We start from the raw sequence: 13691 nt of genomic DNA on the forward strand, positions 1-13691 counted from the left end.
GTTACTGCACCGGCAGAAAGTTCATCAGCAACAGGCTCTGCGCATAATTCAAGCCAATCCGCCGATACCGCTCATCCAGCAGCTCGGCCAGCAAATCCAGCCGCGCGACGATCTTGCCGAACTCCACGGCAAAACTCAGGTTGCTGCCCTCCTCCGAGATTTCGTTGGAGAACAACAGCAGCACCCCATTGGCGTCCTGTCGCTGGCTGAGCATCCACGTCGCCTTTTCGATATTGCGCGCAGCGTTGTTGATGAACAGCGGGTCGATGGTGTCGGTCATGTAGAACTCGGTACGCCCGCCGTGCGCGGTGATCAGCATGCTGCCGATGGCGTAGATGAAGGCGCCGACGCGGTCGCCGCGAAACTCGGGGCTAAGGGCGTAGCTCAATGCCGCCAGGTCGCGTCGGTTGCCCAGTTGCGGCAGCGGCCGGCGCTGCTCGATGGCGATGCGGATCTGGCGCTCGGCAGTGGCGGCGTCGACGTAGCCCGACATCTTCCACTGGTTCGGGTTGCGCAGGTACAGCTTGTTCATCAGCAGGTACAGGCTTTGCAAATTGTCGCGCATCGACAACGTGGCCAGGCGGTCGACGCTGGTCTGGAACAGCTCGCTGGGTTTGCCATTGCCGAACTGGCTGACCATATCGCGGCCCTGTTCCGGCGTGCAGGCACAAAGGCCCGCAAGGGCGCCGGCCAGCAGCAGGCGGGGGAAGAATTTGGGGTGTCTTGCAACCATCGGCACCGGGTCAATATACGGCGGCTGCTCTGGGGATCAGAGCAGCCTGGCCAAGCATAGAGCCCGGAAATTGGAAAAAGTGCGGTGATCAGGAAAGCAGTATCCTGTAAGGGCTCTTCGCGGGTAAACCCGCTACCACAGGTTCAGCACTAGTTTTGAAAACTGTGCCCCACTTGTGGGAGCGGGTTTACCCGCGAAAAGGCCCGTATAGGAGACACACCCATCACATGGCGTGACGCAACATCTCCACCACCTGCGCATGCAGCGCCGGGTCACCACAGGCTACGACGCAACCACCGTTCTGCGCCGAGCTGCCATCCCAGGCCGTAATGACCCCACCCGCCCCTTCGATGATCGGCATCAGCGCCTGTACGTCATACGGCTGCAGGCTGGCCTCGACGATCACGTCGACAAAGCCCGAGGCCAGCATGCAGTACGCGTAGCAGTCGCCACCATAACGCATCAACCGCGCCTTGCCGGCAACGGCCTCGAACGCGGCCTTGCGCTCGGCGGTGTCGAACATGTCTGGCGTGGTGCACATCAGCGTGGCCAAAGCCAGGTCGGCACAGGCACGGGTCTGCAAGGGCGTGCCACTGCGCCAGGCGCCTTCGGGGGTGCCGACAAAGCGCTCGCCGGTGAACGGCTGGTTCATCACCCCAACCACCGGGCGCGTGCCGTCGTTAAGGGCAATCAGCGTGCCCCACAGCGGCAGGCCGGTGATGAAGGCGCGGGTGCCGTCGATCGGGTCGAGCACCCAGGTCAGCGGGCTGCTGCCGACGGCCACGCCAGCTTCTTCGCCAAGGATGCCATGCTCGGGGTAACGCGCCTGGATCAACTCGCGCATGGCGTCCTCGGCGGCCTTGTCGGCAACCGTCACCGGGTCGTACAGGCGCCCGCCCTTGTCCTCGACATCCAGGCTGGCGCGAAAGTACGGCTTGATCGCCACAGCGGCAGCATCGGCCAACTGCTCGGCGAAGGTACGGAATTCGCCGATCTGTTCAGCGCTCAGGGACATGGGGCAGGCCTCGTGACAATGATGGGGCCAGCATCATACCCGACACGCCGTGCCAGCCGCACTCAAACAGCCGTCAGGTGCTCATACAGGATGGTCGCGCCCACCAGCATCAGCACGATGCCGCCGATGATCTCGGCACGCTTGCCCACCACCGAACCCAGGGCCCGCCCCAGCATGGTGCCGAGGGTGACCATGGTCATGGTCGCCAGGCCGATCGCCGCAGCCGCCACCCAGATGTTCACATCGACGAACGCCAGGCCAATGCCCACCGCCAGGGCATCGATGCTGGTCGCCACCGCCGTCACCGCCAAAATCCAGAAAGAGTGCTGGCTTTGCTTTTCTTCCTCTTCTTCATCCGGTTTCAGGCCGGCGTGCACCATGTGCGCACCCAGTAACAGCAGCAGGAAGAAGGCAATCCAGTGGTCCCATTGTTCAACGTACTGGCTAGCCGCCTGGCCCAGCAGCCAGCCAATGATCGGGGTTATGGCTTCGATGACACCAAAGATCAGGCCGGTGCGCAGGGCTTCGGCCAAACGGGGTTTGTGCAGGCTGGAACCTTTGCCGATGGCGGCCGCGAAGGCATCCGTGGACATGGCGAAGGCAAGGAAAACGAGGGAAATGGGATTCAACGATCAGGCTCCGCCGGGCTACGAGTCAACGACAGCTCCCTGCAGGCCCGGCTTGGCTACAGAAAGGTCGTTGGTCTCGCCAATCCAGCTGGATGCACAGGCCATGGCAGGTTGCCAAATATGTTGACCGGTGCGCCTTCGCTTGGGTGCGAAGGCAGGCTACTCCCCAAAGAGTGCGGCGATGATAACAGCCCCAGGTGAAAAAAGCGTGAACGGCTTTACCGGCCACACAGGACTAGACTGAACAGAACCAGGTGACCGGGGGGCTGCCACACGTGGAGGTGTGAGATGAGCCAGTTCAAGCGTCTGTTCGTCATGCTCGGCCCGCAAATGCGCCACACGCCAGCGCTGCAACGCGCAGCGGCGCTGGCGGAATCCAGTGGTGCTCTGCTGGATATCAATGTGATCGTCGACGACGTCGACACCTTTGGCTTGATGAGCGATGGTCGCGAGCGTGAGCGGCTGCTCAGCGACAACCGCCAATGGCTGGCGGACGAGGCCGAGCAACTGGGCAACGCCGGCCTCGACGTGTCCACCGAGCTGTTGTTGACCCGCGACCCACTAGGCTGCGTGCTGGAGCGGGTCGAACGGCTGGGCTGCGACCTGCTGGTCAAGGACGTACAGCACGAACCGGTGCTCAAACGCCTGCTGGTCACGCCACTGGACTGGCAGTTGCTCAAGGACAGCCCGGTCGCCGTGCACCTGGTCAGCGACATCCGCCTGCCCCTGCCCCGGCAAGTCGCCGCCGCGGTGGACCTGAACAGCCATGGCGCAGGCGAGCACCTGGACGAGCAGGTAATCCACTGCGCGCACGCCCTGGCCCTGCAATGCAACGCCGAGCTGCACCTGTTGCATGTGTGCGACGCGGCCAAGACCCACATTGCCGACTTCGGTGCTGGCACGGTGACCATGCCCGGCTTCGAGGGCAGCGTGCGCACTGCGCAGCGAGCAGCGTTCAACCGCCTGGGCGACCATCATCAGATCCCGCTGGAACGCAGGCATTTCCTGGAGGGCGCAGCGATCAAGGCCATTGCTCAGTTCGTCGGCCACAGCCGGGCCGATGTGATCGTGATGGGCAGCCACCGGCATGACGCGATGCAGACGTTCCTGGGTGGGACCACGGCGCATGTGCTGGAGCATCCGCTGTGTAACGTGCTGGCAATCAAGGCCTTACGCTGAATGCGAGTGTGCCTGAACCGATCTCTTCGCGGGAATGAATAGGAGCAGCGCAAGGCTGCTCCTATCTTGTGTCAGAAACCCTTGCTGTAGAACAGCGAGTACGACTCGATCCCGTCGTTAGGCTGCTTGAGCCCAGCGTTGGAGTAGTGCATCGCGCGGATCCCGACTTTTTGCTCGCCCGGCAACTTCAGACCAAAACCGATGCGGTCTTCGAAGTTGACCGACGAGCCCAGGCGCTGGTCGCCCACGTCGGTCTTGGAAAACGCCGCCAGGCCAATACCAGCCTCGATGTACGGTGTGTAGGTGAAACCGCTGAACTCGTACGTGAACACCGGGCTGAATGACAGCGAGTGCGCGCCACTGGCGTCACCGCCCTCCCAATAGGTGTAGGCGGCATCCCAGTAACCGGTCACGTAACCGGTACTGCTTTCCAGCCATTTCTTGTCCCAGTCGAACGACAGGCCGATACGGTAGGTCATGTCGCCTTGGCTAGTGGCGCCCACGGCACCGGATACCTGCGCGGCCTGGGCCAGGTTGGCCCCTGCAAAGGCCAGCACTGCAGCGGCCAGCGAAGCTGCGAGACGGGTTTTCATCAACGACTCTCCTGATGGTCTACACGGCAAGCGGGGGCTTAGGCCCCTCGATCTTTTAGGGTGGACCGGCGCATCCAGACCGGTCACACGAAGTAATAGTTTTTTGATTATTGTCCAGATAATCAGAAAGTTGAAAGTGTATTGCCACTATTGGCTAAATCGCTTGCTTAAGATGTGCCTTGCCGTGCACAGCACTTCAGTCGTATTCCGCCTCTTCATGCTCACCCAGCAAACGCCTTTGCCGAGGCGTGGCTTCCTCCAGCACCTGCGGGTTGAAGCGCCAGTTCAAGTACGGCGAGAACTTCTGCGCGACCATGCGCCGGCCATAGTGCACCTGCAGCATGTCGCGCTCGCGAGCCTGGCTGCAATTGGGCCCGGCGCTGTGCCAGACGTCGCTGCGAAACACCAGTGCATCGCCCGCCTTGCACAACACGGCCTGTGCTTCACGCCCCTGCCAGTGATCTTCCCCCGCCTGGGGTGGCCGCGCCGCGCGGTGGCTGCCGGGTACGATGCAGGTCGGGCCGATGCCGTGGTCGATGTCGCTGAGGTACAGCTGCGCAGTGAGGATTTGTGCGGGTTGGGTGAAGTCGCCTTGCGCGCTTAGCCAATCAGGCAACTGCATGGGCAGATAATCCAGGTGCAAGGCCATGCCCGGGTAACCCGGATGGCTGCGCCAGGCAGTTTGCCCGATCAGATGGCAATCAGCGCCCAGCGCCGCTTCAGCCAGGGCTATCACAGGCGGCAGGTCGAGAAAGGGCAACCACAACGGGTTGCGGTTGAACACACACTTGTAGTGTTCCAGCAGCCCCTGGTAGTCCCAGTGAATCGGCTGCAGGTCATCGATGGCGCAGCGCAACAAGGCGATGCGCAGGGGTTCGAGCACACCGGGGAGCAGCACATAGCCCCGCTCGTCCAACATCTCCAGCTGAAGGTCCAGGTTCATGACGATGTGCTCCGCCATGACGGGAGCACATTTGTACTCCCGCCCGTTTATCCATCAACGCCAGTTCAGGTTCACGGTTGTGGGGGCTTTGCCATTCACGGTCACCAATTGCTGCACCGTCTCACCCTGGGCGTTGCCCATGATCTTGTACTTGCCAGGAGGCAACTGCACATACAGCAGCGGCCCGGCATCCGTGATGCTCAGTACAGGCTGGCCTTTTGCGTTCTGGATATCGACTGAAGCCCCGCTCTGGAATTTGCCTTCCGCGCCAGTGGAAAGCTCCACATGCAGGTCATAACCAGATGTCTTGCGCAGCGCATTGGCCTCATCCTGGCCGATACCGCCTTGCAAGTAATGCACGCCGTTCTGTTCCTGCGGTTGCAACTGCACGGCCTGCATGTCGATGGGGGCATTGAGATCGGCGGCGGCAGCCAGGGTCCATGGCAAGGCCAGGGTTAACAGCAACGCGGCGCCGAGTGCATAGTGATGGTTACGCATGGTACGACCCTCCTTTAGAGGATGGCTTACCTATTATCTGATCCTCTCAGGGGGGTGGTGTTCGTGCTGATGCATGGTCGTCATCGTGATATTCGGCACTAAGCCATCAAATAAACGTAAATTTAGCTGTTTATCAATTGGTTGTGCGCCCTTCCTCTAGTAGTTTCACGAACATGCTCAAACTGCGCGATACTGTGCCTCGGCGCCATACCAGCCAGGTTTTCAGGTAGCGGAAGTCCTCCGACATCGGCCAGGCGCTGACGGTGCTGCACCCGGGCATGTTGTCGAGCATGCTGCGTGGCATCATGGCCAGGCCGGCACCGGCGCTGACGCAGGCCAGCATGCCGTGGTAGGACTCCATCTCGTGGATCTTGCCCGGCACTGCCTGGTCCTGCACGAACCAGCTTTCGAAATGATGACGGTACGAACAGTTGGCACGGAAGGCGTAGATGCTTTCGCCGTTTACGTCCTGGGCGCGGGTTACGGGTGCATGGTTCAACGGGGCGATCACCATCATCTCTTCCTCAAAGACCGGTATGCCCTCCAGCGTCGGGTGCAGCACCGGGCCGTCGACGAACGCGGCCACCAAGCGGCCAGACAACACGCCTTCGAGCATGGTCCCGGAAGGCCCGGTGGACAGGTCCAGGTCAACCTTGGGGTAGCGTTGGTTGTACGCCGCCAGCAAGGCCGGAATACGCACCGCTGCGGTACTTTCCAGCGAGCCCAGAGCAAAGGTGCCCTGTGGGTCTTCACCTGCTACGGTCAGCCGCGCCTCGTGTACGAGGTCCAGAATGCGGCGCGTGTATTCGAGGAAGTTCCAGCCTGCAGGCGACAGGCGCAGGCGGCTCTTCTCGCGAATGAACAGCTCCACGCCCAGGTCTTCTTCCAGCTGCTTGATGCGCGTGGTCAGGTTCGACGGCACCCGATGGATGTGCTGCGCGGCAGCGCTGATGCTGCCCTGCTCTGCCACGGCTTTGAAGATCTCCAGTTGCACCAGGTCCACAGCCTTTCTCCAAACGTGAATGTTTCGCTCATTATTATTCAGTTTTCATTAAAGCCATAGCCCACTAGTCTGGCGTCATTGATTAACAACAACGAGAGTGTCCCGCCATGAGCGCGATCAGCAGCCTGACCCACGCCATCTCCCTCGACCCGTACAGCGGCGAGCAGATCGGCGCCTACCCATTCGACACCGACGCCGCACTGGAAGCGGCGCTGCAACGTGCCAAGGTTGGCTACCGCCAGTGGCGCCAGGTGTCGCTGGGTCAGCGCAGCGAGTATTTGCTCGCCCTGGCCAGCACCCTCGAAACCAAGGCCGAAGCCTTCGCGCAAATGATCAGCCGCGAAATCGGCAAGCCGATTGCCCAGGCACGCGGTGAAGTCAGCAAATGCGTAGGCCTGTGCCGCTGGTACGCCGAACACGGCCCAGCCATGCTTGCCGCCGAGCCAACCCAGGTGGAAAAAGCCCGTATCGAATACCGCCCACTCGGCCCCATCCTGGCGGTGATGCCGTGGAACTTCCCGGTTTGGCAGGTACTGCGCGGCGCCGTGCCGGCGATTCTGGCGGGCAACACCTACGTGCTCAAGCACGCCCCGAACGTGATGGGCAGCGCTTACCTTATGGGTGAGCTGTTCAAGGACGCCGGCCTGCCGGAGGGCGTGTTCGAAGTGCTGAACGTGACCCCGGATGGCGTCACCCGCGCCATCAACGACCCGCGTATCGCCGCTGTGACCCTGACCGGCAGCGTTCGTGCCGGCATGGCGATTGGCGCCCAGGCCGGCGCAGCACTGAAGAAGTGCGTGCTGGAGCTGGGGGGGTCCGACCCGTTCATCGTGCTGGCTGACGCCGACCTGGATGCTGCCGTCAAGGCTGCGGTGATCGGCCGCTACCAGAATACCGGCCAGGTCTGTGCTGCCGCCAAGCGCCTGATCGTGGAAGCAAGCATTGTCGAGCAATTCACGCAAAAGTTCGTAGAAGCCACGCGCCAGCTGAAAGTCGGCAATCCGCTTGAAGACGACACCTACATCGGCCCGATGGCCCGCTATGACTTGCGCGACGAGCTGGATGGCCAGGTCCAGGCGACGCTGGCCGAAGGCGCCACCCTGCTGCTGGGCGGCAACAAGGTCGAAGGCGTGGCCAACTTCTACGCCCCCACGGTGTTCGCCAACGTTACCCCGGACATGACCGCATTCAAGCAGGAGCTGTTCGGCCCGGTGGCGGCGATCATCACCGCACGCGATGCCGACCATGCAGTGGAACTGGCCAACGACAGCGAGTTTGGCCTGGCATCGACCATCTACACCGCCGACTATGGGTTGGCCGAGCGCATGACCGCCGCGCTGGATACCGGTGGCGTGTTCATCAACGGCTACTGCGCCTCCGACCCCCGTGTGGCGTTTGGTGGCGTGAAGAAGAGCGGTTTCGGCCGTGAACTGTCGCACTTTGGTGTGCGTGAGTTCACCAATGCCCAGACCGTGTGGCTGGACCGTAACTGATTCAAAGGCATTGGGGCTGGTTCGCGGCCCCAACTGCTTCAATCCCGAACCTGGTCCTTGACCCAGTCCAGCATCCCTCCCGGCACGATCAATTCATGCCGCGCCCGTGAACAGGCGGTATACAAACCCGCCAGCATCCGCGCCCGCTCATTGCGGTTCCCGGCCACCTGGGGCGCGACCATCAGCTCTGGCGACACCATCACCCGGGCAAACTCCATGTTCTTCACATCCCGCACCCGGCCCAGGAACAATTTCGGCGCCTTGTCCCAGCGGTAACGGCTCTTGGCCTTGGCGAAGTGCTCCGGTGTATAGCCCTTGCGCAGCATGCTGGCCACCGCGAGAAACGCTTTGTCGTCACCCTTGTCCTGCTCCAACGCCTGCCAGCTGGGATAACGGAACAGCATTGGATGGCGCGCCCGAGTGCCGTAGCGGTACAGCTCGATACAGTCCTCGACGAACAGTTCGAAGTCCTTACGTGCGCTTTTCAGCAAGATGAACGGCACGCCCTGATGCGTCAGGCGCTGGAACCAGCCAAACAGGCCCCATTCGTCGTCGACGATCAGCGCCGTGGGCTGCTGCGGCACTGTCACCGTATCGAAGAAACTGACCCGGGTGTAATGCTCGGCGCTGCCACTGAAGGCCGCCTGAATCGCGGCAGGGTGCGCCTGGATCAGCGGGTTGAGCACGTTGTCCATTGCCGGCCCGGCGCGCAGCGAATGGTCGATGCAGCGCTGGCGGATGAAGCTGCCATGATGCGGGCTGAGGCCGTTGAGGTTCTGCAGTTCGTCACCCAGGGCAATGATCGACTGCGGGCTGCGATCGAGCACGGCAAGCATCGGTGCAGACAGCTCATGGGCCTCATCGACGATGACGTGGGTGTAGCGGCTGTCAATCACATGATCCGTCAGCGACAACAGTTTCACCCGGTGATAGTCACGCACCGGCAGCTGGATGTCCCGCGCCGACGGACGAATCAGCTCCTGCCAGTACAAACGGGCCTTTTCCAGCAGCACCTCTTGATCCAGCGGCGAGGTGCCCGGCCCGGCCCAGGGCAAATGGTGCAACTGCAACTGGGTATCGGCACTGTGGCAGAACGTGCGCACGGCGCGGATGCACAAGGCGACCACATCACGCGCAGCGAGCGGCCCTATGTCGGGGATGGCCAGCCAGCGCACCACCTGCGCGTCCTGCGGGCGCCATGACAGTTTGGTGCGATAAGGGTCACGCAGGCGCCAGCCGTTGCTGGTGAGGTCGCGGTTGAGCAGCTCGTCGGCCAGCTGGCCGAAGGTCAGCGCGGTGTACGCCGAAGCGTCCTTGACCCGCGCCTGCAGGGCGCGCAACTGGCCTTCGGTCAGTGCCAGCAGCAACGTGCGCTGTGGCTCCAGCAGGCGGGCGAACTGGTGAATCAGAAAGGTCTTGCCGGTGCCGGCGAAGCCTTGCACGGCCACCGATTCGTCGACGCCACTTAGGAACTCACGCAGCAGACGGTTCTGCTGGTCGCTGAGCATCAGGTCGTTGGCCAACGACGGCAGGTGCACCGGATGCAGCGGGGTGACACGCTGGCGGTAGCTGTCGGCGAACTGGAAGTTCCACTGGCCCTCGCCATCGAGCAGCTCGACTGCCTGATACGCCACTTCGGCCGACAGCAGCGCAATGCCATTTTCGCCGAGCATACCCAGGCCCATGGCGAACGCCTCATGATCGAAATGCTGCGCCACCTGACCTTGGAATCGCCCAGGCGCGACGCCTTCGACTTCGTTGGCGATGCGCACGATTTCGGCAAAACGGCGCTCCTGCGCGTCGGCCGAGGCGGTGGCGGGCTGGCGTGGCAGATTTTGGATAAACAGTACCGCAGCGGCATCAAGCATGCTGGCAGTAGTGAAGAAGTCGCTGTCAGGCGCGTTGGCGAGGCGGTCGGCCTGGTCGCTGGGCAAAGGCAGGTAGAACATCGGCACCTCGGGTGGAAACAGGGCGGCACGATAGCAACTTTCAGTGAGGAATGCTGGTTTTAACCCCTGCCCCGCTTCAACGTCTCGCTGGGAAACTCCTTGAACAGTTGCCTGTAACTCTCTGAAAACCTTCCCAAATGCCAAAACGACCAACGCATTGCTACCTCGGCCACCGTCACCCCACCCCCGCGCAAGAGATCACGCCGCGCACCATTGAGCCGGCGTAACCGTAACCAGTGCGCAGGCGGCATACCGGTGAACGCTTTGAAGGCCTGCTGCAACTGGCGCAATGAAACCCCGGCCACCTCAGCCAACTCCACCAGGTTCAGCGTCTCCTCCGGGCAGTCGGCCGCCCATTCGCTGACCCGCCGCATGATCGCCCGCTCCTCGTCACGCCGCCCCAAAGCCACGCCCTGCAAGCGCTGGCAGGCGTTGTCGAGTATGAACAAGCAGTCTTCGAGCAGTTGTTCTGCCAGGGCCTGCCCCTGCAGCGGGCAATCGGCCTCGCCCAACCGGGTCAGCGTTGCGCTCAGCCAACTGCCGAACAGTGCATTCTGGCCGCTGCCCAGCGGCACCATGAACAACCCTTCCAGGCGCTGCGGGTCCAGCCCATGGCGGGCCAGGAAGGCCTGGTCGAACACGACCGCCACCTCCTGGTAGTTCTCCGGTGTGATCCAGATATTGCGGCTTTGTTCGTTCAGCAGGTACAGGCTGTTCTCGCTGCGGTCGAAGCAGAACGCCAGCGAACCCGTTGGCGCACGGAAAAACTGCTCCACCCGGGTGTTGAGCCGCTCTTCGTACACCTCCACGCCATCGAGCCCCAGGCAACGCAGCTCACCGCTGAAATGCCCCGGTGACATCTGCCGGTACTGCTGCTGCCACCCAGGGGTGGCGCGCACTTGTTCGGTGACGTCGGTGGTGTGGAAAGCCTGGACCTGCAACGCATTGGCGATTGTCACGCATCTTCCTGTATGCACTCTTTTGGTGCATTCGATACCGGAGAAAGTGGATAGATTGCCCCGGGGGGCTGCGACCAAGATAGTCTCCAGCGCGTCACCTGGGAAGCGCAGCGCCTTCGAAACCGTGTAACGACTTTCGTCAGCGAAGTGGCTCCCACACTAAAACCCAACCAAGAGGTCTGTATGAACGCCCCCTTCGATCAGCTGTCCACCTGGCTGAAAGAACACCGGATCACCGAAGTCGAATGCGTGATCAGCGACCTGACCGGCATTGCCCGCGGCAAGATCGCGCCCACCGCCAAGTTCCTCCACGAGCGCGGCATGCGCCTGCCTGAAAGCGTGCTGTTGCAGACGGTCACCGGCGACTACGTTGACGATGACATCTACTACAACCTGCTCGACGCTGCCGACATCGACATGGTCTGCCGCCCCGACCCGACCGCCGTGTACCAGATCCCGTGGGCCATCGAGCCGACCGCGATCGTGATCCACGACACCTTCGACAAACAAGGCAACCCGATCGAGCTGTCGCCGCGCAACGTATTGAAGAAGGTCCTCAAGCTCTACGCCGACAAGGGCTGGCAGCCGATTGTCGCACCAGAGATGGAGTTCTACCTGACCAAGCGCTGCGAAGACCCGGATTTGCCACTGCAGGTGCCACTGGGGCGTTCCGGTCGTGCCGAAAGCGGCCGCCAGTCGTTCTCGATCGATGCCGCCAACGAATTCGACCCGTTGTTCGAAGACGTCTACGACTGGTGCGAGATCCAGGGCCTGGACCTGGACACGCTGATCCACGAAGACGGCCCGGCGCAAATGGAGATCAACTTCCGCCACGGCGACGCGCTGGACCTGGCGGACCAGATCACCGTGTTCAAGCGCACCATGCGCGAGGCGGCACTCAAGCACAACGTGGCCGCCACGTTCATGGCCAAGCCGATCACCGACGAACCGGGCAGTGCCATGCACCTGCACCAGAGCGTGGTCGACATCGCCACCGGCAAACCGGTCTTCGCCAACGAAGACGGCAGCATGAGCCAGCTGTTCCTGCACCACATCGGTGGCCTGCAGAAGTACATCCCCAAACTGCTGCCGATGTTCGCGCCCAACGTCAACTCGTTCCGCCGTTTCCTGCCGGACACTTCGGCGCCGGTCAACGTCGAGTGGGGTGAAGAAAACCGCACCGCCGGCTTGCGCGTGCCCACGTCCAGCCCCGAGGCGATGCGCGTGGAAAACCGCCTGCCAGGCGCCGATGCCAACCCGTACCTGGCCATCGCCGCTAGCCTGCTGTGCGGCTACCTGGGCATGGTGGAGCGGATCGACCCGAGCGCGCCGGTACAGGGCCGCGCCTATGAACGGCGCAACCTGCGCCTGCCGATCACCATCGAGGACGCGCTGCAGCACATGGAAGACTGCGAGACCGTACAGCAGTACCTGGGCAAGCAGTTCGTCCAGGGCTACGTGGCGGTCAAACGGGCCGAGCACGAAAACTACAAGCGTGTGATCAGCTCGTGGGAGCGTGAATTCCTGATGCTGAGCGTCTGATCCACCATGGGGGCTTTGCAGCCCCCTGCACCTAACTCGAAGAACAAGACCAACGAGGTGTCCCCATGCGTCATCTGCAAGCCCTGATCCCCGCCGCATTCACCCTGCTGTTCGCCACCACCACCCACGCCACCCCTTCGGTAAGCGTGTACAACTGGACCGACTACATCGGTGACACCACCCTGGCCGACTTCCAGGCCAGCAGCGGAATCAAGGTGGTCTATGACGTGTTCGACTCCAACGAAACCCTGGAAGGCAAACTGCTGGCCGGGCGCACCGGCTATGACGTGGTGGTGCCGTCCAACCACTTCCTCGCCCGCCAGGCCCAGGCCGGTGCCTTCCTGCCGCTGGACCGCAGCAAGCTGCCGAACTGGCAGCACCTGGACCCCAAGCTGCTCAAGCAGCTTGAACAGAATGACCCCGGCAACCAGTACGCCGTACCCTATCTGTGGGGCACCAATGGCATTGGCTACAACGTCGACAAGGTCAAGGCAGCCCTGGGTGTGGACCATATCGATTCGTGGGCGGTGCTGTTCGAGCCGGAAAACCTGAAAAAGCTCAAGCAGTGTGGCGTGGCATTCATGGACTCGCCCGACGAACTGTTCCCGGCCATCCTCAACTACCTGGGCATGGACCCACGCAGCGAAAAACCGGGCGACTATGCAAAGGCCGAGGCCCGTCTACTCGAACTGCGCCCCTATATCACCTACTTCCATTCCTCCAAGTACGTCTCCGACCTGGCCAACGGTGATGTCTGCGTGGCGTTCGGCTACTCCGGCGACGTGTTCCAGGCCGCCAACCGCGCTGTGGAGGCGAAAAACGGCGTGAAGGTGGCCTACAGCATTCCCAAGGAAGGCAGCAACCTGTGGTTCGACCTGCTGGCCATCCCCAAGGACGCCAACAACCCCGAGCAAGCCCTGGCGTTCATCAACTACCTGCTCGACCCCAAGGTGATTGCCAAGGTCAGCGCCACGGTCGGTTATGCCAACGCCAACCCGGACGCCAACGCCTACATGGATGCATCGCTGGTGAACAACCCCGAAATCTACCCACCCCAGGAGGTGCTGGACAAACTGTACATCTCCAGCACCCCGAGCCCGAAGATCATGCGCGTCATGACCCGTTCCTGGAGCAAGATCAAGTCCAACCGCTGAG

General features: G+C 62.2%; 13 protein-coding genes. 4 read left to right on the forward strand and 9 right to left on the reverse strand.

The annotated features are described in order from the left end of the window. Position 1 precedes the first annotated feature (1 nt). The 3 genes from ACNQP3_RS14215 to mntP form a co-directional block, all read right to left on the reverse strand. The gene (locus ACNQP3_RS14215; RefSeq protein ID WP_264317259.1) at positions 2–733 is read right to left on the reverse strand and encodes a hypothetical protein; all 732 of its coding nucleotides are present in this window, start codon (positions 731–733) and stop codon (positions 2–4) included. Between the two features lie 223 nt (positions 734–956). Further along, positions 957–1748 (reverse strand): histidinol-phosphatase, encoded by a 792-nt coding sequence (hisN, locus tag ACNQP3_RS14220; RefSeq protein WP_264317260.1) that lies wholly within the window; start codon positions 1746–1748, stop codon positions 957–959. Positions 1749–1810: 62 nt separating this feature from the next. Beyond that, positions 1811–2377, reverse strand: coding sequence for a manganese efflux pump MntP (gene mntP / locus ACNQP3_RS14225; RefSeq protein WP_264317261.1), 567 nt, complete (start codon positions 2375–2377; stop codon positions 1811–1813). A gap of 288 nt (positions 2378–2665) precedes the next feature. Here mntP and ACNQP3_RS14230 point away from each other — a divergent pair, with 288 nt between their 5' ends. Then, positions 2666–3556: a universal stress protein gene (locus tag ACNQP3_RS14230; RefSeq protein WP_012272336.1), complete on the forward strand. Its 891-nt coding sequence runs from the start codon at positions 2666–2668 to the stop codon at positions 3554–3556. Between the two features lie 71 nt (positions 3557–3627). Here ACNQP3_RS14230 and ACNQP3_RS14235 read toward each other — a convergent pair whose 3' ends face one another. The 4 genes from ACNQP3_RS14235 to ptrR form a co-directional block, all read right to left on the reverse strand. Then, positions 3628–4149 (reverse strand): acyloxyacyl hydrolase, encoded by a 522-nt coding sequence (locus tag ACNQP3_RS14235; protein WP_012272337.1) that lies wholly within the window; start codon positions 4147–4149, stop codon positions 3628–3630. 196 nt (positions 4150–4345) lie between these two features. Continuing rightward, on the reverse strand, positions 4346–5092 hold the full coding sequence (locus tag ACNQP3_RS14240) for a phytanoyl-CoA dioxygenase family protein (protein ID WP_069942667.1): 747 nt from the start codon (positions 5090–5092) through the stop codon (positions 4346–4348). 54 nt (positions 5093–5146) lie between these two features. After that, positions 5147–5590, reverse strand: coding sequence for a carboxypeptidase regulatory-like domain-containing protein (locus ACNQP3_RS14245; protein ID WP_264317262.1), 444 nt, complete (start codon positions 5588–5590; stop codon positions 5147–5149). Between the two features lie 133 nt (positions 5591–5723). Next, on the reverse strand, positions 5724–6593 hold the full coding sequence (gene ptrR / locus ACNQP3_RS14250; RefSeq protein WP_012272340.1) for a putrescine utilization regulator PtrR: 870 nt from the start codon (positions 6591–6593) through the stop codon (positions 5724–5726). Positions 6594–6700: 107 nt separating this feature from the next. Between ptrR and ACNQP3_RS14255 the strand changes: the two genes are divergently transcribed. After that, complete coding sequence (locus ACNQP3_RS14255) at positions 6701–8086, forward strand: aldehyde dehydrogenase family protein (protein WP_012272341.1); 1386 nt, start codon at positions 6701–6703, stop codon at positions 8084–8086. Positions 8087–8124: 38 nt separating this feature from the next. On the opposite strand, the gene ACNQP3_RS14260 is transcribed toward ACNQP3_RS14255, so the two are convergent. After that, entirely contained in the window at positions 8125–10035 is a 1911-nt protein-coding gene (locus tag ACNQP3_RS14260; RefSeq protein WP_264317263.1) for an AAA family ATPase, read from the reverse strand. A 59-nt stretch (positions 10036–10094) separates the two neighbouring features. Further along, entirely contained in the window at positions 10095–10994 is a 900-nt protein-coding gene (locus tag ACNQP3_RS14265) for a helix-turn-helix domain-containing protein (protein ID WP_012272343.1), read from the reverse strand. Between the two features lie 183 nt (positions 10995–11177). Between ACNQP3_RS14265 and ACNQP3_RS14270 the strand changes: the two genes are divergently transcribed. Together ACNQP3_RS14270 and ACNQP3_RS14275 are read left to right on the forward strand one after the other, a co-directional pair. Then, the gene (locus ACNQP3_RS14270; RefSeq protein WP_012272344.1) at positions 11178–12536 is read left to right on the forward strand and encodes a glutamine synthetase family protein; all 1359 of its coding nucleotides are present in this window, start codon (positions 11178–11180) and stop codon (positions 12534–12536) included. 65 nt (positions 12537–12601) lie between these two features. Then, entirely contained in the window at positions 12602–13690 is a 1089-nt protein-coding gene (locus tag ACNQP3_RS14275; protein WP_060514988.1) for a polyamine ABC transporter substrate-binding protein, read from the forward strand. Position 13691: the final 1 nt, after the last annotated feature.

Origin of the sequence: Pseudomonas sp. LFS074 (assembly GCF_047978165.1) — a bacterium.
Classification (GTDB): Bacteria; Pseudomonadota; Gammaproteobacteria; order Pseudomonadales; family Pseudomonadaceae; genus Aquipseudomonas; species Aquipseudomonas putida_P.